The sequence below is a fragment of the Mesorhizobium sp. GW821-FHT07A06 genome, assembly GCF_059419085.1.
Genome location: NZ_JBWKRC010000013.1, coordinates 163930 through 181356 on the forward strand (window position 1 = coordinate 163930; position 17427 = coordinate 181356).

Annotated in this window: 21 protein-coding genes; 12 read left to right on the forward strand and 9 right to left on the reverse strand. The window is 57.1% G+C overall.

Features of this window, described 5'->3' with window-relative positions:
- Nucleotides 1-46: 46 nt before the first annotated feature.
- The gene (locus AC07SZ_RS30045; protein WP_494917119.1) at nt 47-520 is read right to left on the reverse strand and encodes an MgtC/SapB family protein; all 474 of its coding nucleotides are present in this window, start codon (nt 518-520) and stop codon (nt 47-49) included.
- Nucleotides 521-1650: 1130 nt separating this feature from the next.
- On the opposite strand from AC07SZ_RS30045, the gene AC07SZ_RS30050 reads away from it, so the two are divergent.
- From AC07SZ_RS30050 to AC07SZ_RS30065, 4 genes are all read left to right on the forward strand, one after another.
- On the forward strand, nt 1651-3138 hold the full coding sequence (locus AC07SZ_RS30050; protein WP_494917120.1) for an ATPase domain-containing protein: 1488 nt from the start codon (nt 1651-1653) through the stop codon (nt 3136-3138).
- Nucleotides 3135-4175 (forward strand): sensor histidine kinase, encoded by a 1041-nt coding sequence (locus AC07SZ_RS30055; RefSeq protein WP_494917121.1) that lies wholly within the window; start codon nt 3135-3137, stop codon nt 4173-4175. Before AC07SZ_RS30050 ends, AC07SZ_RS30055 begins: the two co-directional genes overlap by 4 nt.
- Nucleotides 4176-4266: 91 nt before the next feature.
- Nucleotides 4267-5346: a sensor histidine kinase gene (locus AC07SZ_RS30060; RefSeq protein WP_494917122.1), complete on the forward strand. Its 1080-nt coding sequence runs from the start codon at nt 4267-4269 to the stop codon at nt 5344-5346.
- 181 nt (nt 5347-5527) lie between these two features.
- The gene (locus AC07SZ_RS30065) at nt 5528-5857 is read left to right on the forward strand and encodes a hypothetical protein (protein WP_494917123.1); all 330 of its coding nucleotides are present in this window, start codon (nt 5528-5530) and stop codon (nt 5855-5857) included.
- Nucleotides 5858-6891: 1034 nt separating this feature from the next.
- Here AC07SZ_RS30065 and AC07SZ_RS30070 read toward each other — a convergent pair.
- The 4 genes from AC07SZ_RS30070 to AC07SZ_RS30085 all read right to left on the reverse strand — a co-directional run bounded on the left by AC07SZ_RS30070 (nt 6892) and on the right by AC07SZ_RS30085 (nt 8814).
- Nucleotides 6892-7566: a hypothetical protein gene (locus tag AC07SZ_RS30070; RefSeq protein WP_494917125.1), complete on the reverse strand. Its 675-nt coding sequence runs from the start codon at nt 7564-7566 to the stop codon at nt 6892-6894.
- Nucleotides 7547-7960, reverse strand: coding sequence for a phage holin family protein (locus tag AC07SZ_RS30075; RefSeq protein WP_494917127.1), 414 nt, complete (start codon nt 7958-7960; stop codon nt 7547-7549). Before AC07SZ_RS30075 ends, AC07SZ_RS30070 begins: the two co-directional genes overlap by 20 nt.
- 14 nt (nt 7961-7974) lie before the next feature.
- The gene (locus AC07SZ_RS30080) at nt 7975-8499 is read right to left on the reverse strand and encodes a hypothetical protein (RefSeq protein ID WP_494917129.1); all 525 of its coding nucleotides are present in this window, start codon (nt 8497-8499) and stop codon (nt 7975-7977) included.
- Nucleotides 8500-8595: 96 nt separating this feature from the next.
- A complete protein-coding gene (locus AC07SZ_RS30085) occupies nt 8596-8814 on the reverse strand; it encodes a hypothetical protein (RefSeq protein WP_494917130.1) in 219 nt (72 codons plus the stop codon).
- A 155-nt stretch (nt 8815-8969) separates the two neighbouring features.
- On the opposite strand from AC07SZ_RS30085, the gene AC07SZ_RS30090 reads away from it, so the two are divergent.
- The gene (locus tag AC07SZ_RS30090; RefSeq protein WP_494917131.1) at nt 8970-9371 is read left to right on the forward strand and encodes a DUF1515 family protein; all 402 of its coding nucleotides are present in this window, start codon (nt 8970-8972) and stop codon (nt 9369-9371) included.
- 14 nt (nt 9372-9385) lie between these two features.
- Here AC07SZ_RS30090 and AC07SZ_RS30095 read toward each other — a convergent pair whose 3' ends face one another.
- On the reverse strand, nt 9386-9688 hold the full coding sequence (locus AC07SZ_RS30095; protein ID WP_494917132.1) for a hypothetical protein: 303 nt from the start codon (nt 9686-9688) through the stop codon (nt 9386-9388).
- Between the two features lie 996 nt (nt 9689-10684).
- Between AC07SZ_RS30095 and AC07SZ_RS30100 the strand changes: the two genes are divergently transcribed.
- Nucleotides 10685-10855, forward strand: coding sequence for a hypothetical protein (locus AC07SZ_RS30100; protein ID WP_494917133.1), 171 nt, complete (start codon nt 10685-10687; stop codon nt 10853-10855).
- 657 nt (nt 10856-11512) lie between these two features.
- On the opposite strand, the gene AC07SZ_RS30105 is transcribed toward AC07SZ_RS30100, so the two are convergent.
- Nucleotides 11513-11959 carry a hypothetical protein gene (locus AC07SZ_RS30105; RefSeq protein WP_494917135.1) on the reverse strand — a complete coding sequence of 149 codons (447 nt, stop codon included), beginning with the start codon at nt 11957-11959 and terminating at the stop codon, nt 11513-11515.
- Nucleotides 11960-11965: 6 nt separating this feature from the next.
- On the reverse strand, nt 11966-12274 hold the full coding sequence (locus AC07SZ_RS30110) for a hypothetical protein (RefSeq protein WP_494917136.1): 309 nt from the start codon (nt 12272-12274) through the stop codon (nt 11966-11968).
- A gap of 76 nt (nt 12275-12350) precedes the next feature.
- Here AC07SZ_RS30110 and AC07SZ_RS30115 point away from each other — a divergent pair, with 76 nt between their 5' ends.
- From AC07SZ_RS30115 to AC07SZ_RS30125, 3 genes are all read left to right on the forward strand, one after another.
- Nucleotides 12351-12569, forward strand: a complete 219-nt coding sequence (locus AC07SZ_RS30115; RefSeq protein ID WP_494917137.1) for a DUF768 domain-containing protein — start codon at nt 12351-12353, stop codon at nt 12567-12569.
- A 192-nt stretch (nt 12570-12761) separates the two neighbouring features.
- Nucleotides 12762-13133, forward strand: a complete 372-nt coding sequence (locus AC07SZ_RS30120; protein ID WP_494917138.1) for a methyltransferase domain-containing protein — start codon at nt 12762-12764, stop codon at nt 13131-13133.
- 497 nt (nt 13134-13630) lie between these two features.
- Complete coding sequence (locus tag AC07SZ_RS30125; RefSeq protein ID WP_494917140.1) at nt 13631-13948, forward strand: hypothetical protein; 318 nt, start codon at nt 13631-13633, stop codon at nt 13946-13948.
- 47 nt (nt 13949-13995) lie between these two features.
- Here AC07SZ_RS30125 and AC07SZ_RS30130 read toward each other — a convergent pair whose 3' ends face one another.
- Complete coding sequence (locus tag AC07SZ_RS30130; RefSeq protein ID WP_494917141.1) at nt 13996-14295, reverse strand: DUF1236 domain-containing protein; 300 nt, start codon at nt 14293-14295, stop codon at nt 13996-13998.
- 1477 nt (nt 14296-15772) lie between these two features.
- On the opposite strand from AC07SZ_RS30130, the gene AC07SZ_RS30135 reads away from it, so the two are divergent.
- From AC07SZ_RS30135 to AC07SZ_RS30145, 3 genes are all read left to right on the forward strand, one after another.
- The gene (locus AC07SZ_RS30135) at nt 15773-15982 is read left to right on the forward strand and encodes a hypothetical protein (protein ID WP_494917142.1); all 210 of its coding nucleotides are present in this window, start codon (nt 15773-15775) and stop codon (nt 15980-15982) included.
- A 487-nt stretch (nt 15983-16469) separates the two neighbouring features.
- Nucleotides 16470-16775 (forward strand): hypothetical protein, encoded by a 306-nt coding sequence (locus AC07SZ_RS30140; protein WP_494917143.1) that lies wholly within the window; start codon nt 16470-16472, stop codon nt 16773-16775.
- A 371-nt stretch (nt 16776-17146) separates the two neighbouring features.
- Complete coding sequence (locus AC07SZ_RS30145; RefSeq protein ID WP_494917145.1) at nt 17147-17275, forward strand: DUF1515 family protein; 129 nt, start codon at nt 17147-17149, stop codon at nt 17273-17275.
- Nucleotides 17276-17427: the final 152 nt, after the last annotated feature.

Consider the following 17427-nt stretch of genomic DNA (forward strand, 5'->3'; position numbering starts at 1 on the left):
ACGGGACAAGCGACTTCGAGCCCGCCCCCGACAAAGAGTCGCCCTTTCAATCCTTTTTGCCCACTTGGACTAGTTGCAGAAGCCCCAACACGATCAGGGCGAGTAACGTAGCTAGCGACGCGATCTGCCAGAACCCGAGTCCCACCGCTAAACCTATGGCTCCGGCCAGCCACATGCCGGCGCCAGTGGTAAGCCCCTGAACTTCTCCCTTCGAGAAGAAAATGATGCCGGCAGCCAGAAACGCCACTCCTGCGGTAGTGGCTTCAATCAAGCGAAGGGGATCAATTGCTACCTCCTGGCCGTCAAATACATGGAGGTGGGTGATCTCGACTGCCAAGATAGCGATCACTGCCGTCGCAACGCAGACTAGAATATGGGTCCGCATTCCGGCAGGCCGATTACGCCATTCCCGTTCGGCGCCGACAGCCGCTCCGAGGAGCGCTGCAAGCAAAACCCTGGCCGAAATTACGGAAAAGGGTAGCCAAGTCGTTTGCCCAAATCGCTCGATGAACTCGTCCATATGGTCAGGAACGCAGCGTCGGTAGCTCGGTTCCCCATCCTGCTAGGGAGGCTCTGATATCCATACTACGCGACCACCATTCCAGACGATGATGGGCAGGAGGGTCGTTTCGAACATTGTTGACATCGATCGAGGCGTGCGTTGTACCGCCCTGGTGAACTTCGGCAAGATAAGAAGTGGGTCGACGGCATTCGGTTTTGCCAGGACGCGAGGCCTATGGAAGAACTCCATTCGACCGCGCCATCGCGCATACCCGTTATTTTGCGGGAAGCGACGATAAAACCGAGTCGACACTTTTGAGCGGTATCGGCGACAAGGGCTCCATCGCCGAGTTTATAGCCGCTGGGCGTAGCGTACGGTAGACAACGCGCGCGTGATCTCAGACTCTTCGGAAAAGGTTTGAGGCTGGAGACCGTGCGGTTGGCTGATGAAGGAGTTGCTCCCAGTCGGCGCGCAAGTGTATCGAAATCGTGTCCCCGTATTTCATCCCAGGCAAGAGGGGCTCAAGAATGCTTGGCGAACTCGTCGACGGTCGGGTGCAGCTCGTTGTTTTAACAAGATCCTTGGCCGCGACCGATGTCGCGGCCGTCCACGGGGCCTACGCCAACTATCGCAAGCGCTTGTTGATAAAGGGGCGTGCAGCTCTTCGAGCTCCAACCCTTTCGCCGGCACGCAAAAATCTCTGTGGGTCTAAAGGCGTCAGCATACCAAAGCATTCAGTGTAGACGACCGCGTCATCTTCGTCGCATGCTTCAACTTCGGTCCTATCGTTAAATTCGGAAATGGGAGTGCTTTTTGAAAACGAGAAGTTGGTCGCGGAACTGCGGGACCGGTTCAAATCGGAGATAGCGCCGGAAGCGAGCCACCGACTCGAGCTAAAGAATGAGGTTATACATTGGCACGGTTGCGGACCGCGAACCTACGCTCGCCAAGCCGAGGCAACGTTGATCCGCCGTATCCTGGCCGCCCCGGTCAGACACCTCCCGATCAAACCCCAGCTTTAGCAATTTGTCGCCAATTTTGGGGAATGCTTCTCGCCGATCGGATGGTATTGCATCCAAAGTGCGCATTGAGGGAACCATCGAAAATGCAATCCGTTTAGCTGCTCACGATAAAGCAAGCGGGGCAACGTGGATAAAAACGACGCTTCACCAATACCGTCTGGCGTAAAAGGCCTCGACTACGTCCTGCGAGGCGGATATGCGAAATTTCGCTCACATCTTGTAGAAGGCAGGCCTGGTTCAGGTAAGACCACACTTGGGCTGCAGTTTCTAATCCAAGGCGCGGCGGAAGGCGAGAAATGCCTCTATATAACCCTGTCCGAAAGCAAGCGTGAACTGCATTCGGTCGCGGAACGGCATGGATTTTCTCTTGACGGTATCGAAATCCTCGAACTGGTCCCCCCCGAATTAAGCCTTGATCCGTCGCAGTTACAGACCTTGGTGCACTCGTCCGATCTTGAGCTCGGTGAGACCGTGCGGGCCGCGCTCGCCGAGATCGAGCGGATGAAGCCGGACCGCGTGGTGTTCGATTCTCTGTCGGAAATTCGCCTCTTGTCACAGGGTTCGTTACGCTATCGGCGGCAGGTCCTGGCTTTGAAAAGCTTTTTCCTGCTCAACAATGCAACGGTGCTTCTGCTTGACGATCTCACCGCTGAACATGACGATCTAAACCTCCATTCGATCAGTCATGGCGTTATCCGGATGGAACAGCTATCGCCGATCTACGGCGGCGAGCGGCGGCGACTACGCATCATTAAAATGCGCGGCGTCCAAATTCGCGGCGGCTTCCACGACTTCGTCATTCGGCCGGGCGGCGTGGTGGTCTTTCCTCGCTTGGTTGCCTCCGAACATGAGATGGCGGAGCACGGAGCGCCGGCAACCGGTAACGGTTCTATTGACGCGCTTGTGGGTGGTGGTCTTGATCGCGGCACCAGCACTCTCCTGATGGGACCTTCTGGCGTCGGCAAGTCGACCATAGCGTGCAGCTATTGCCATGCGGCTCTCAAGCGCGGCGAACATGTGCTGGTGCTTTTGTTCGATGAAACCAAGCGGATTTTCCTGGCGCGCGCTTCAGGCCTGGGGATGGATTTGGGGCCGTTCTCCGCTAACGGCGGCTTGATCCTGGAACAGATCGATCCGGCGGAATTGTCGCCTGGTGAATTGTCATCGCGCATCCAGTCCGCTGTCGAGCGCTCAAATGCACGGATCGTCGTCATCGACAGCCTGACCGGCTATCTCAATGCCATGTCGGAGGAGCAGCACCTTGTGCTGCAGATGCACGAGATCCTGACATATCTCAATCACAAGGGCGTTGTGACCATCCTCTTGTTGGCCAATCATGGTCTGATAGGGCAAATGTCCGCCCCTGTCGACATGACCTATCTCTGCGATTCCATAATGCTGCTGCGCTTCTTCGAAAGCGGCGGCCGTTTGAGACGGGCTATTTCCGTCGTCAAGAAACGCGTCGGGCCGCACGAGGACACCATTCGCGAATTCAAGATAAGTGCAGACGGCCTGGCTGTCGGCGAACCTTTGGAGGAGTTCCGAGGGATCCTGACTGGCGTGCCCACCTACGAGGGAAGGCGAGGCAACCTGCTACAAGACAAGGCCTCGTGATGCTTTCAGACCGCAGTGTTCTGGTGCTCGCGCCGGTCGGGCGCGACGCTAAGGTCGCGTCATCTATCCTCGCGGACAACGGGATCAAGTCTCAGATCTGCGACACGCTCGAGGAAGCAGTTCCACTGCTGGACCAAGCACATTGTCTTTTGGTAACGGAAGAGGCCTTGATCAGTTCTGATCGAAATCGGTTCGCATCCTGGCTCAATCATCAACCGGCGTGGTCGGATTTTCCGATCGTGTTGCTCACGATGCGCGGAACGGAAGTCGACAATCGCCTGGCCTTTCTGGACCGCTATCTGATCGTTCTCGAAAGGCCCTTCCTAGCGTCGAGTCTTTCAAATTCGGTCCGGTCCGCTCTGCGTGCCCGCGCCCGTCAGCTTGAGGTAAAATCCTACATTGAACAGAAGCAAGAGGTCGCAGACCGACAGAAACTGCTGATCAGGGAGTTGCATCATCGTGTCAAAAACACGCTCGCAAATGTCCGGGCGATGATGGGGGCGACGGCCAAGTCGAGTGGTAACGTGGATGATTTCGTCCGCGATTTCTCAGCCAGGATCGTCTCTCTCGCCGACACGCACTCGATGCTCACCGATGACTATTGGCAGATGGCTTCCTTGCACAAGCTGCTGGAGTCGGAACTGCGCCACTATGACACGAGCGATAAGTCACGTGTAGTGCTCGAAGGGCCGTACGTAGCGCTAGTCGCCGATATCGCGATCCCGATCGGAATGGCCTTTCACGAACTCGCGTCCAATTCCTCCAAATATGGCGCGTTGTCCCGCTCGCACGGCCGTCTCGAAGTCAGGTGGTCAGTGGACAGTTCGCGCGACGAACGAGTCCTCAATCTGGATTGGCTCGAAAAAGGCGGACCAAAGGTCGAGAAGCCACGACGGCGCGGTTTCGGTACGACACTGCTAGAGAAAGTCGTCGCTGTGCAGTGCCAAGCCAAGGTTGAGTTGAACTATCATACTGAGGGCCTGCAGTTCACCATGGCCTTGCCCCTACGAGACACAAGGCTGGTCCCCGCCTATTGACCTGTGCAAGAAAAAGTGATGCCGCTTCGGCGGTGGCCTATCCGCCCTATCGCTGATACTGATTGGCGTTCTTTACAGTGTAGGCGCAAAAATGACATCGGATCCAGGGAAGCCTGGGGCGGTCGAGCAGTTGCTCGATACCCCCGAACTCGCCACCGCGCTGGAGAGCGAACAGTTCAAGAGATTTCTCGACCAGATACCCATCGCGATTGCCGTTTCGGACCTGATCAAAACCGAGCGCGTCGTCTATGCCAATCCGGAATTCGAAAAACTTTGTGGCCTGACGGCCGCCAGCCTGGCACGAAGAAACTGGGCCGCGCTTTCCGGTATCGGTATTCGTGAACAGAAGGACAAGGCGCTGGCTGAGAGCGTTGTCAACGAATCGGATTTCGTGGGCACTTTCCGCCTGGAGCGCGGTGTCGACGCACCGGCAATCGTTGATGCCTATTCCAATTTGATAGTAGACGACGACGGCAAGACTTGCTTTCGACTGGTTGCCTTGGTGGACGTATCCGTTCACGGCGAAGAGACGCCCTCAGTCGAAGAGCGTGTTCGGGAAAAGGATACGCTGCTGCGGGAACTGCAGCATCGGGTGAAAAACAATCTCCAGATGATTACCGCACTCATCAGGCTGGAGACACGCAACGCGGCGGAGCCCGATCAGAAACGATTCGAGAGGCTGGCCGGACGTGTCGACGCTCTTGCAATACTCTACCAGGCGCTGTCGAATGACGACGACCAGAAAGATGAGGTCGATCTCGGTGTCTATCTTAGCCAGATAGCATCCGCGGTAATGGCTTCACACGCGGTCGAAGGCATCCGCCTGGATATGAAGGTGGATACCTATCCCGTTTCGATCAACGTCGCTATGCCGACTGGACTGGTTGTGAACGAACTGCTGACCAATGCGCTCAAACATGGCTTCAGGGGACGGGAAGGCGGCACGATAACGCTCCACAGCGTCGTCGACGGCGACGGATGCCGCATCACGATTGCCGATGACGGGGTTGGATTGCCGGAGGGCGAGACATGGCCGAAACCCGGCAAGCTCGGCGCGCTGATCGCGCGCTCCTTGACCGAGAACGCCAAAGCGCAATTCGAAGTCAAATCCAGCGCGATCGAAGGGACAAAAGTCACCATCGTCTTCAAACGCTCCGCAGCGGCGAGCTGACTTGTTTAAGATGTCGTTAGAATGGCTTGGTCGGTCCAAAGAGACGCGGGCCGCGCGAGGCATTTCGATACCAGCACTATTGATGGCGATTGGCACCTCCATGCTAACAATCCCTTGAAAGCGAAGTCCATAGCCCGGTCCCCGCGCCTACCGCACGACATCGATACCGAGATCGTTTTGGTTGACGGCGATCGTGCAGGGATTACATCCGTCTCGATCGCTAAACATTCTGGGTTCGCGCCCAATCGAGAAGCTGAGCACCGCGACTCAACCGCACGACGCCTACGGTGCTGGCCGTGAGTGGTTTTCGTATCCGAGCGGAACGCTAAGCTGTTTCGAACGCTTATCGAAACCTGAGAACCCAAAGACATTGGATCCGAAAGCCGAATTGTGGGTCGCACGGGAGACAGGTATTTCTGAGAAACAGGTGCCGGAATTGATTTTGATGGTCCGCTACGATCATTCGTCGCTGATGCGCGAAGCCCGAATGCTCAAGAAAGGCCAGCAATAAAAAGTCGATTGCTCTTGATCATCTTTCAGCGCGGCTCGACAGGGAGCCAGTCTTACGTCGACATGTAGCGGCCAGCCGCGCGGAATTAATCGGAATTCGAGAAGCGAGATGGAACATTAGGCGGGTCTAAATGTTCACTAGGGCAGCCCAGGCCGCTTGATCTGGTTTTAGGAGTAGTCAATGAACAGCATAATCTACATTGTGGGGCTAGTCGTGGTTGTCCTCGCAGTTCTGAGTTTCTTCGGCCTCAGAAGGTAATCGAGTTGCAGCGCCTTCGTCCGCGTGAATCGTTGCGCACTCACTCGCCCTATCCATCCGAGACGCCAGAATTCTGTTAGGAGCTGGATGCGCCATTCGGCCTCTTGTGAAGGCGTCAGCGCGCAAATGGCCGCAAGATAACAACGCAATGAGATTGCGATGCTGCAAGCAATGAGCCGGATCTTGCGCCCTGCGGTCACTCTTCAGATGGAGCGGTTCGCCATAGACGACCAAATGCCGTAGAAACGCCCCAAAGCTAACTGGCGTCTTATCTTAAGTGCTCAGGTGAAAGCAGATTGCCGCGAGATTGATCCTCGGAGCGCCTCTCTGCAATGCCGCGCGGGCACCGAATATTTCCGGGGCCGATGACCGCCCTTGCAGAGGAAAACACCGTAATCTGCAGCCAGTGAAGTCTTGCAGCGCCTCTAGTAGACTAGCGTGCTTTGGGGTGTCGCCAGGCTCCGCTAACGAATGACGCTGCAATGCCGCGACAACGCGGGGATGATCTGCCAATTCCGGTTACAATAGGCATTATAGTCTTTATTTATATAGTTTAGGTGCGAAGGTAAAAGTGAGGTGCGAAGGTTAATAAGAAATTTTTCGCCCAATTTTGCCAAATTCATAAGAATTGTTTATTTGAGCGCAGATGTTGGCTTTCTGATGGGGGGAATGCGTCGCCATCCACAGATGGTAATCTGTCCCTTGCTTTCTACGCTTGTCCACACCACTTCCTCCAAGATCAGTATCCGCTAGGAAACGAGTCGGCCGCACAATCTTCAGTCCGAGCAACTGCTAGGCGGACTTCTAATATCGTCGCTTCGCACGAAATGATCGCTGGCCACCGCTAGGATTGCCAAGAGCGTGGCGCCGTATCGTGCGAAGCCGAAAGCCTCCGCAGCGGCCAGTTTGGCGCCGCGCTTGTGTTCATGGACAAATTTGGCGGCCGTGTCGCGAACTGTGTCTCCAGCGGCGCCGAATAGGGCGCGTTCTTTGGCCGTAGTCCGAAAAGCTCGCCCGATGACGTGCCCGAGCGAAAGCGCCATGGCAGAGCCGGCAATTACCTTCGCTCGATCGAGTGCTGTCACCTCGCGGCGCGCTGCCGCAACGTGACGGCCGGGCCTTGAATCGGAATTCCCTCCGCGTGCAAATGTTTCGAAGTCGGTGCCACCGTCGTCGCCACCGGCATTGCCGTCCACACTTCTCCTTCCGGCATCGAAGACAACGAGGGCGCCCAAGGCCACCGCCGCCGCAGTGCCGCCATTTTCCTTGATCGCGCCTGAGACGCGATCGATTGCCCCTGCGAATTGTCGTCTGGCGCAGTCTGTAGAGACTTGCACCAAATGTCTGGGTTGGAGCCTGCGGCTCAACTCGCTTACCGGACCAAACAGAGCCTGCCTTCCAGCGCGACTTTGGACCAAGATGTCACGAATTTCATTGCTGGGTTGAGCCATACCTTATCCCCTGCTTTAAGGCCGCGAGGTCTATCCGCACCTGGTTTACGGTCTCAACAGGGGTAATGGTCCATCCGACCAGCGCGCGCTTGGCCAGATATAGGGACAGCATTCCTGCGCCGATTAGAACGGCACCGGCGGTGAGACATGCGAACATCGCGTCGACCCCGAAATGGATCATCGCAAGAATAAGGAACTCAACCAGCGCGAACCCAGCCAGAACGAAGAAAAGCGCAGCCGCCACGCCACATGCGCCCGATGACACGATCGGTGTGGTCTTGGCTCGCATTTCTGCCTCGAGCAGGCGAAGATCAAGTCGCATCAATGAAGCGAATTGACCTATCGCGTCACCGAGCACGCTCCCGAACGGCCGGTGATGCGTACCATCATCCATTTGAGTGGCCCTTTTCAGGATCTATCAGAGCTTCGCATGAACCGCGTTAGGACCACGCCGGCGAGTATGCCAACGCCAAAAAAGGCGGCTGGCTGGCGCTGCGCGAACTTGGTGACGGCATCGAGCAACTCGCCCACATTGCGATCTCTGATATCGCTTGAGACGCGCTCGACGCCTTCGGCTGCGTTGCGCACCATACCTGCGATCCGAGGCGACTGCTTTTCGATGCCATCGGCCGCGTCTTTCACGGAATGGGCGATGTTGGCGATCGCATCGGCACCTGCGGTCTTGTTGGCCTCGACAGCGTCCTTGAAGGCATCGGCGGCACCCGACGCGACAGTTCCAGCGTAGTCTTTGGCGTCGCTTGACACCGACGCGGCGGCACTTTTCAGATGCGACGAGGTTTCGGCGGCACTCGTTTTCAAATTGCCGATTGCTTCCTTGGTGGCCGCGCCACGTTCAGTCGCCGAATTGCCCTGCCATTCGTTCTCGTTGGCATTTCCTGATCCCGAGAGATCGTCTGTATTTAAGGTGTTCACGGTGAATCACTCCTGTTGTGTCAGAGATGTGAACTTCGCCAGCTTCAAGCGGTTCCTGGTGGTGGCGAAAATCGTTCCACATCCTCTCCTCGGCCATCACCATTGCGATTGCATACTGTTGGTGGCTCGGCCAACGAGTTTGGTAATCGCTCCTTGGCGACCAGCTAGGCGCGCCTGGTCGGCGGCGTCATCGGTTGGGCGGCCATCGCCCTTGTCGCCTCGGGCGCTGCGCTCGGGGTTTACGAATTCATCAAGCACAAAGGCGCCGACGAGGTCCGCGCCAAAATCGAGAGAGGAAATCAGGATGCGATTCACAAGGGCATCGACGCTCGCATATCTCTGACGAGTGCATTGACGCTGGCGGCGTGTTCGACTTCGGGCGTCACAGGGCAATGGCCGATGTGATCTGCAAACCAAGGCCAGCGCCGCGCGCCGTGCCGAACTGAAATAGCGCAACGAAGGGGCGGGACATGCCGGGACGATCCAACAGAAGCCTCGAAATGATGATCGGCGGTCTCCTTGAGGCGACGCAGAACATGCAACGCGACATCACTGAGATCCGTCGCGACATCAAGGACAGCGATTCCCGCGCCGCCCTAAGCTACGAGCAATCCGAACAGTGCGCCGCCGCCAGCCGGGCGAAGATGCATCAGAAGACCGACGAGCTGGTGGAGCGCGTCAGCGCCACGGAAAGCGCGGTCAGCAGGCTCAATGCCGACATGACCAGCGTCAAGCAAGTCACATCGGAGGTGACGCGCTGGAAGCTCATGGGGCTTGGTGCCTTGGGTGTAACGGGCGTGGCACCGGCGGCGCTGGCGTCGCTGATTACCGCCTATTGGCATGACATCTGCCGCGTGCTGCGTGGCGGTTAGCCAACGCATCGCGGTTATGTGATTTCATAATAGAAATCGCAGATCAGATCGGCGACTTTCACGGCTTCGAAGTCGGTCATGTGCGCCGCGTTCTCAATAGCGACCGTTTCCAAATCATCCTGATCGATAGCTAAAAGGTCCAGCAATCTTGCAAATTTGATTTTGAGTTCGCGGTCGCCGTTGAATTCGTCGATCGTGACATTCAGGATGTTCCCATTCGCCTCGATCAGCCTGGCCTGAATGCTATCGTCGGAAGCTGCCAGCGCTCGGATCGCAGCGAAGAAGTGTTCACGAGCATCGGAATATTTGTCGTCCATTTTCTGTACCTCGTCGGGTAAAAGCGCGCCCTGGACGCGGGGTGCGAACCGCGACTTACGCCTCTCGTAGCGCAGGTGTCAACAACCTCGGTGCGGTCTGCGGCACGCGCGATGTTACTTAGGACATGAAGCGGGAGATTGAAGGGTTGCGACGGAAGCAGGCGCAGCCACAGTGAGTGCATCTCGCTCTTGGCTATGCCGCTGCCGAAAGGTGGCGGGCTTTTTGCTCCTGCGTATGATCGCGGGCTTTTTGTGGAACCGATCGCGGCCCGAGTTGACGTCCTGGAAGGTCATGGCTTTGGCGCTTTGGGGGTAGCAGGGATGGCGGCCGCTGCGGTTGCCTCGCTCGTCACCCGCTAGCGCCTCACATCAACTGTTCAGGCCGCCAATAATGAAGGGCAAACCATATTGCCAGCGCGATCATCGCAGCGATTGCTGCGTACTCGATTAGAAGACGTGGATTGGGCATGAATGAGTTTGCCTGAACGCTACTGCCGGGAGACATAGGCCTGCGTTTCGAATGGGGAATAGCCCTAAGAATCAGATCATTACTGTCTCGCCAATCTTGGTGAATACCCATAGCGCGAATGCGATGATCGCGATGAGCAGGGCGTATTCCAAAATACGAAACAAAGAGGACATACCGACTGCTTTCCGCTGGATGACGGCAGGTACCTAAGGTCGGCCGGTGTGGGATCAATATTCCCGCAACCAACCTCGCCGCGGCTCGTTGATCGACGCTGGTGATCACAGCGCACTTCCAAACTTGCCGGCTGCTCTCGCCAAGGACAGCGGGCTTTTTTGCGTAGAACCTGATATTCTACGGCTTGGACATAGCGTGGCGGACCTTTCCTCAGTTGGTTCAAATTGATTCCGTTTCAGTAACGCCTTGCAAGCCATCTCCGTGGATAAGGTCCTACAAGATCGGTCTAACAGGCCTCTCGCAAGTTGCTCCTACGCAGTCTTTGCCGACGGTTAGGCAACAAGGAGAATCGCATGTATTTCTTCAATAAAAGTCTAGCCAAGACTTTGGCCGGCGGTGTGTTGGATTGTCTTTTCCGGCTTACACAATGGGCATTGGCGCCGGAGCAGGTGCATCAGTTGGTGGTGGTGGCGGCGGTATCAACGCGGGCGCCGGCGCTTCGATTGGCGGAGGCTGTGGCATAATGCAGGTGTCGGTGCTTCCGTCGGCGGCAGCGGCGTTGTCAATGCTGGTGCCGGCGCAAATGTGGGCGGGTCGAACGGCGCCGGTGCCGGACCTGGCGCTTCCGTTGGCGGAGCCAGCGGCGTCAGCGCGGACGCCGGAGCCAACATTGGTGGCACGAACGGCGTGAATGCCGGTCTAGGTGCTAGAGTCGGGGGAGCGACTGGTGCTGGCTTAGGAGTTGACCCTGGTGTCGATCCAGGGGATCCGTCCAATCCGGCAAACACCAGTAATTCCCGCCTGCCAGCCGTTGTCGCCCAGACGTCGAACACCCACGTTGCTCGCATGAAGAAGCGCTGCGCTTATGTCCTTGCAGAGCTATGACCGAGATTTGCGGCAGCAGTGTCTGCTAATCGCGCGCCATTGAGGCGACTGACCGCGCAAGCCCGCTGCCGAAAGGTGTCGGGCTTTTTCGTCGTGAGGTGGAACCTCGGTGTTTACCGCTTGTTTGACTAGAGGCGGGCGTCTCCAGCGGGCGGCCGCTGACCAAAGACCCAAATCTTGGTCGGCCCGCGCTCCCCCGAGTGGCGCGGGCCATCCATCCGGGAGCCATCAGCAAAACAGCAGATTGTGCTTCGTCCGGCCGGGCACTCCAAGCAAGTTTTCGACCGGACAGCCCGTCACCGCTTCACGCGGTGGCGGGCGTTCCAGTGGCGGCGGGCCGTCATCGGCCGAGGCGAGCCGGATTGAAAAAAATGGCGGCCTCGAAAACATTTTGCATCGAGGGAAAAGCGAGGACACCACATGAAAAAGTCATATGAAAAGCCTACGCTGGTGAAGCGCGGATGTATTTCGAAAGTTACGGCAGTTTCTACCCCTTCAGTGATTGTCGTCATCCCCCCAAGCTGAGTCACGAAATTACGCCCGAACATCAGGATTGTTGCGCCGTCATCCGGCTTTAGCGGCTCGTGGCCCGGGCCTTCGTGCCACATTACCTGGCGCAGATCGCGCTGTTCGACTATCTGGCCACAATAGGGGCAAGGGTAGAAATTGTCCTCTTCCCGCGCAGGCGCTTCGGTAAGGCCCTTGCGAGGGATGGGCGGCCCTAGGTCTGAGAGCTTCGTCATCTCGTTTCAATCCGGTTGATCGATCAGTGCCCTTTTTCGCTTCGGCGGTACGTAGCTTTGAACCGGGCGCACCCTGTCGAGATCGACCGTGACCATCGTTTCCAATGTTACCGTCACCTTGCCTTCATCGATCCGGGCAACGTCGCCGATCAGTTCGATTTGCTGTCCCTTCACAACCTTCGTTGTCGGGTCGAAGATTGAGTAAGGGAAATTGTAACTTGGGATCGAAACGCTCACCCGGTCTCCCGTCACCCGCTTGATGACGGTCGCCATAATGGCCACCTCGTCGCCGACTTTGATGCTGTCCTGCGCCATTCCCTGATTCTGGGGCGCCTCCTACGACCGTCAAGTATTAGCGGAACCTAATTTCTATCCTGGGCTTCTTGCTCTGATGAGCACGCGCGGCGCCAACTTCCTGCATGAATGGATAAGCGATAACCTGTGGGACATCGCGAGCGCCGACGTGATATCCGTCGCCGAGGCGATCGAAAAGCTTTTCGCGGACGCGAAAGCTAGGGAGATCAGCAGCACGGAAATCGAAGAAGAGACGGGCAGCGTGTACGAGACCGTGCTGGAAGCCATCGTTCATCATGGGGGCGGCATGCCCTAACTTCCGATCGAGCCATCTGGCGCATCTTCCGGCACATTGCGAAGACCATGCAGGGGGCTCTGGCTTCTCTCGAATCGCTGGAGGACTTCGAAATTCTGCCCCGGCTGCTTATGCGGCCTGTCATGTGAACGCATGAAGATTGATCAGGAGGAGTGAGTCTTACTGGCAGGCTCCAGCATGGAGGCTGTTGTCATGGGCGGTTCTCACAGTGATGTGTTGGCCAGGCGGTCATTCGAGGCGAGCGCTTATAGCGATTACCGATCGAGCCACCAGACTCCAGACTACGGCACCGACTACACCAAAACCTTCTGTTCCGGCTACTACGCTGCCTTATGGTTGCGTGTCGAACGCCCCTTGGTTGAAAGCATTCTTAGACCTCTTGGCGGGGCGGGTCGCAGTTGCCTCGACTTCGCCTCCGGCACAGGCCGCGTGATAACTGTTGCGGCTCCATTGTTTGGTGAGGTCGTTGGCGTCGACGTGTCTCAATCCATGCTTGCTTGCGCCCGGGTTCCGGGCAGCGTCAAGCTGGTGAAAGCCGATCTGACGGTTGCCCCCCCTTTCTAGAAGATTCGATGTGGTTACAGCCTTTCGATTCTTCTTGAACGCTGAAGACACTCTTAGGCGGGACGCATTGTCGGCTATTCATGAGCATTTGAACCACGGCGGGTTGCTGATCTCGAACATTCACATGAACGCAACCTCGCCAATGGGGCTGGTCTGCCGATTTCTGAACAGATGTCAGGGGCGCGTCGTGCGGAGTACGTTGAGCATTGAAGCATATTGCCAGATGCTCGTTTCCAACGGCTTCGTCGTCCAAAGGGTCATCGGCTATGGGTTTTTGCCACGGCCCGGATGGCTGCTGCCAAGGCTTTGTGAAACGTTGGTCGGGCCAGTTGAGACGATAAGTAGGATAGCCGGTATCCTTGCCCGCTTTGCTCAGAATTTCATAGTCGTCGCCAGAAAGAGATAGTCGCTTCACCCGCTTGCCAGAGCGCCGATCCGACTTCTCTCACCTCTTGGTCATGGGTCGCACTGGTCAACCATCTGCCCTGACGGATAGAATGGTCGCGCTCGTCAGGTACCGGGGCACCGTGACGCTTGCCGGGCATCGGTGGGCCAGGTCGTTTGGCTTTGTGATTGTTACTCCATCCTGCTCATTGATCAGCACTTTCGGAGAGAAAAGACGCAGCGATCAAGTCGTCGCCAGCAATCTGACCGTGACCGACGTCCATGATGGCCGCGACCTTTTGAAAGGTCTTAAGTTCGGCGTCGGTTATACGCGCTGCCCGCATTCTCGCCTGGAGATCGGCCACGCGCGCGACCAGGGATTCAGTCGTTTCGACCTCTGGGTTCTGCATCTTCATTTGTCCGGTTGGTGATCTGCCCCGCCGCAACGGTTGGCGGCGGGGCGTGCTTTCGTTCGGGTTTAGTCGTAGACCTTGACAATCTTGCGGGTGCCCGGGTCGACAAGAACTGTGTGTTTGTCGACCACCACATAACGGTATTTTACGTTTGGAACCTCGTGGAGTTCGACCGTGTCCGGCAGAGCCGTGCCGACGTTCAGCTCCACTCCCGGAATCTTGACTGAAGCGAGAGGCTGCTTCTTCACGTATTCGCGCACGACGGTGTCCTGCTCAGGTGTAATGATAACATCTTGGGCCGCCACTGCGCTGACGCCGGCAAACAGAACGAGCGCCGCAGCGGCGCTGGTTAGGTGCATTCTCATACATTTTCTCCTCTTGTGAACTGGCGACAGCTGGGGCCGCTGTGCGCCAGCGATCCAAACAAGTCGATGGGCCAAACGTTCCTCTGCCGGGACTTCAGTCTGATCTCGGCGAAGACCAAAGTCTGTTCGCAAAACGCAAAAGTCTTACCTATCGAGACTAGGCGGAACGGCTCAGAGCGCAGGTTGTTGCTTATCTAAATGCGGAGAAAGTGAATGGATAAAAGTGTTGGTCAGGCACGCTGGTTGCTAGCACCCATTTTCGCGACAGCCGTCACCTTTCTGGTGATGGGCGTTATGCTTTGACATCTCATGGATCGGCACAGCTACGGCCCTTCCTGTGCTGATAGGACCCGCAGGCTGCTAAGTTGGTCTGGCCGGTCCTCTATTTCTCAATTGGCGTCGGCCCAGAAATCGAATGGGGGTGGCGACGCTAACGAACCTGCGAATGACAATCATGCGCCTGAGCCTTGGTGGCAAGACGCCGTATCTTTGAGTGACGAGGAAAACATTAGCGATCTTATCAGGCAGACCGAGCGCACGGCTATTTGGGTGATACTGGGAATCGGCGCCTGGTTGATGTTAATCCCCGCCATCTACCTTGTATTGGCCCATGAAATATGAACGCAACAGTCGAGACTGCTGTCGGATCCGATGGGACTTAAAGGTACGAAGACGCCGTGGGCACGCGCGCGGCTGAAATCGTCGCCAAGCCGATCACGCAGGGCCAGCTCTCCGTTGGCGGCGGCGACCCATATTTCAGACGGAACTTTAAAGGCGGCTGAGACAAAGACGACTGCGAAGCCAGCGCCGACAGAGCCGATGGAAGAGAAAAGCTAGATTTGGAGCCGCACAATTCCGGAGAGCCGCATGGCGATGGCATCCAAACCGGCGTCGTAAATCGTGGTTAGCACGCGCTCGGCGGCTTCGGCTCTTTGCTCAGTGCACCCCAAGAGATCCCCGCCACCTAACCTTGCAGGTGCGTTGGTGACGCAGTCCCACACGGCCCAAGTGCCCTTGCCTTCGTGGTGGCAGTAGAATCTGTGCTGGTGATTTTCCATATAGGCACAACGTTCAGTACCTGCTTCGGGGTACATTATATCGACCGAGGTGGTTAATGCACGCCGCCGGCAGCGCCGGAACTATTCCCTGTCCCTGCCGTTGGGTCAGTCGGAAGGTAACATCCAACATGATTCAAATCGTAGCGACATCGCCAAGCGCGGTGCAAAATATGGCCGTAGTGCAACGCCTCGTAGCGGAAACCGGCATTACCGAGGCGCAGGCTATCGAGCTTATCACCTTTATTGGGCTCAGCTGGTCATCGCTCGTACGAGAGGCCAAATTGTTGAACCCCCGACACTAGAGCCGAAGGACTTATCCAGCCCCAGGGCATTCGTCGGCCTTCCGGCCGGGTGAAGCCCTTGCGCGTCGAGGATGATTTACGGCAAGCTTCGCTCCAAGACTTTCGAGGAGGAAGATCATGCCGATTCGACGAAAGGCGCCTGAGGTAGGCATTTTCGACAAGGCGGAACTGGCGCTTCTCGGCAGGGTTTTCGATAGGCTGAAGCCCGAGGCTAGGTCGTCGGTCGCGCACGAAGCGGTCGCATCGCGGATTATCGCAAACTACATGGCCGGCGTCAGGGACGAATCTGAACTGATCTCGCTGTCGAAGTTGCCGCTCGGGCGATAGCACTGAAGGTCAATCATGGCAGTCGCAAAGAAGGACCAGGAACGCGCGAACTACGCTTGGATGTACGGCGCACAAGCGCGCAAGGACGGCAAGGAGCGCGTCGGCTGCAGGGCTTCGACGGCGTGCTGTTGGATAGTGAAGTCAAGGCCAGGCCGGTCAGTGACCAGATGGAAGCCGAAGTTGACGAGTCGGCTTTGCCCTAGGCCTTCATCACAATAAAGAATGATGTGAAACCCGAAAATTTCGCCGGGAAAATTTTCGCAGATCAGCACTTTTTTGGCCCATCAGACCAAAGGGAGGCTGTTATGAGCCGGCACATAGTGGATCGCGAAAGGATCAAGAGAGCAGACCGCGAGAGCAGGTTGGTGATCGACGCGGAGAGGCAGCCGAGAGAAGCAAAGACCGCGCGGCTAAGAGAGTTGCGGCTCGAGGAGGCAACCCAGCAGGTGTTGCTAATACTCAATTCGGCGAGCGAGCTTAACGCTCGATGAGCGCGCGCGGTATCAATTTTCTCGACAGATGGATGGCGGAACAACTGCCAGATACCATTACCGATGATCCGATGGCGATCGGCGTCCTTGCGGACCGAGCGACGGAGGCGGCCCCTAAGGAAGGGATTGCCCGCACTGAGATCAGCGAGGAAGTCCCGAGCGTGTTCGACGTTATCGCTGAAGCAATGGACCACCGCGAAGGCGGCACGCCCTGGTTCTCAACGTCGCTATCAGGCACTCGCACCGGGCTCGACAATATTGCGGAGATCGGCCGGGATCCGTCTGGCCTGTTCGACTTTTAGCGGCCGCCGGCAGGCTTTTTGGCGCCCTCGCTCCTTCAGTTCGGTCGAGAAAGGTTTGACGCGCCAGCATCATAATCTTGGCGCCTTCCTTGCTCAGCGCGAACGAAGCGACGCCGTCCTCGGTCAATAGGCCTATAATGCACCTAGCCGGCCGTGGCTCATCGCCTTCCATGTCGAGCGCGTAGCCACGAACGGCTGACAACATCTGATTTTGAGGTCGTTTCGCCGTCATGAACCTAACAGAAACCGATCGCCAACGCCGGCAACCCGATGCCGATCGCTGCGGTGACCCACGACACGCACCTGACCGGGGCGGTGAAGTGGACCGGGGCGAGCGGCACGTATTGCCGGCATGACCAGCGTTCAAGGAAGTGACGGCCGAGGTGACACGCTGGAAGCTGATGGGGCTTGGCGCCTTGGGAATAACGCGGATGACGGCCGCTGCGGTTGCTTCGCTCGTAGGGCGACTGATTGGAAACATAGGCCTGCGCACCGCATAATGGTCCGGAGAACTCAGATCATTACTGTCTCGCCGATCTTGGTGAAGACCCATAGTGCGATGCGATGATCGCGATGAGCACGGCGTATTCTAGAATACGAAGCAAAGAGGACATGCCGACCGTGTTGCGCTGGGCTGACGGCATGTACCTAG

Coding starts and splice junctions, on each gene's coding strand:
- AC07SZ_RS30105 (WP_494917135.1), bottom strand. CDS start 11,959: ATGACGAAGCTCTCAGACCTAGGGCCGCCCATCCCTCGCAAGGGCCTT.
- AC07SZ_RS30125 (WP_494917140.1), top strand. CDS start 13,631: ATGGTCGCGCTCGTCAGGTACCGGGGCACCGTGACGCTTGCCGGGCAT.
- AC07SZ_RS30090 (WP_494917131.1), top strand. CDS start 8,970: ATGCCGGGACGATCCAACAGAAGCCTCGAAATGATGATCGGCGGTCTC.
- AC07SZ_RS30110 (WP_494917136.1), bottom strand. CDS start 12,274: ATGGCGCAGGACAGCATCAAAGTCGGCGACGAGGTGGCCATTATGGCG.
- AC07SZ_RS30095 (WP_494917132.1), bottom strand. CDS start 9,688: ATGGACGACAAATATTCCGATGCTCGTGAACACTTCTTCGCTGCGATC.
- AC07SZ_RS30070 (WP_494917125.1), bottom strand. CDS start 7,566: ATGGCTCAACCCAGCAATGAAATTCGTGACATCTTGGTCCAAAGTCGC.
- AC07SZ_RS30130 (WP_494917141.1), bottom strand. CDS start 14,295: ATGAGAATGCACCTAACCAGCGCCGCTGCGGCGCTCGTTCTGTTTGCC.
- AC07SZ_RS30060 (WP_494917122.1), top strand. CDS start 4,267: ATGACATCGGATCCAGGGAAGCCTGGGGCGGTCGAGCAGTTGCTCGAT.
- AC07SZ_RS30100 (WP_494917133.1), top strand. CDS start 10,685: ATGTATTTCTTCAATAAAAGTCTAGCCAAGACTTTGGCCGGCGGTGTG.
- AC07SZ_RS30115 (WP_494917137.1), top strand. CDS start 12,351: ATGAGCACGCGCGGCGCCAACTTCCTGCATGAATGGATAAGCGATAAC.
- AC07SZ_RS30135 (WP_494917142.1), top strand. CDS start 15,773: ATGCCGATTCGACGAAAGGCGCCTGAGGTAGGCATTTTCGACAAGGCG.
- AC07SZ_RS30120 (WP_494917138.1), top strand. CDS start 12,762: ATGGGCGGTTCTCACAGTGATGTGTTGGCCAGGCGGTCATTCGAGGCG.
- AC07SZ_RS30140 (WP_494917143.1), top strand. CDS start 16,470: ATGAGCGCGCGCGGTATCAATTTTCTCGACAGATGGATGGCGGAACAA.
- AC07SZ_RS30075 (WP_494917127.1), bottom strand. CDS start 7,960: ATGGATGATGGTACGCATCACCGGCCGTTCGGGAGCGTGCTCGGTGAC.
- AC07SZ_RS30045 (WP_494917119.1), bottom strand. CDS start 520: ATGGACGAGTTCATCGAGCGATTTGGGCAAACGACTTGGCTACCCTTT.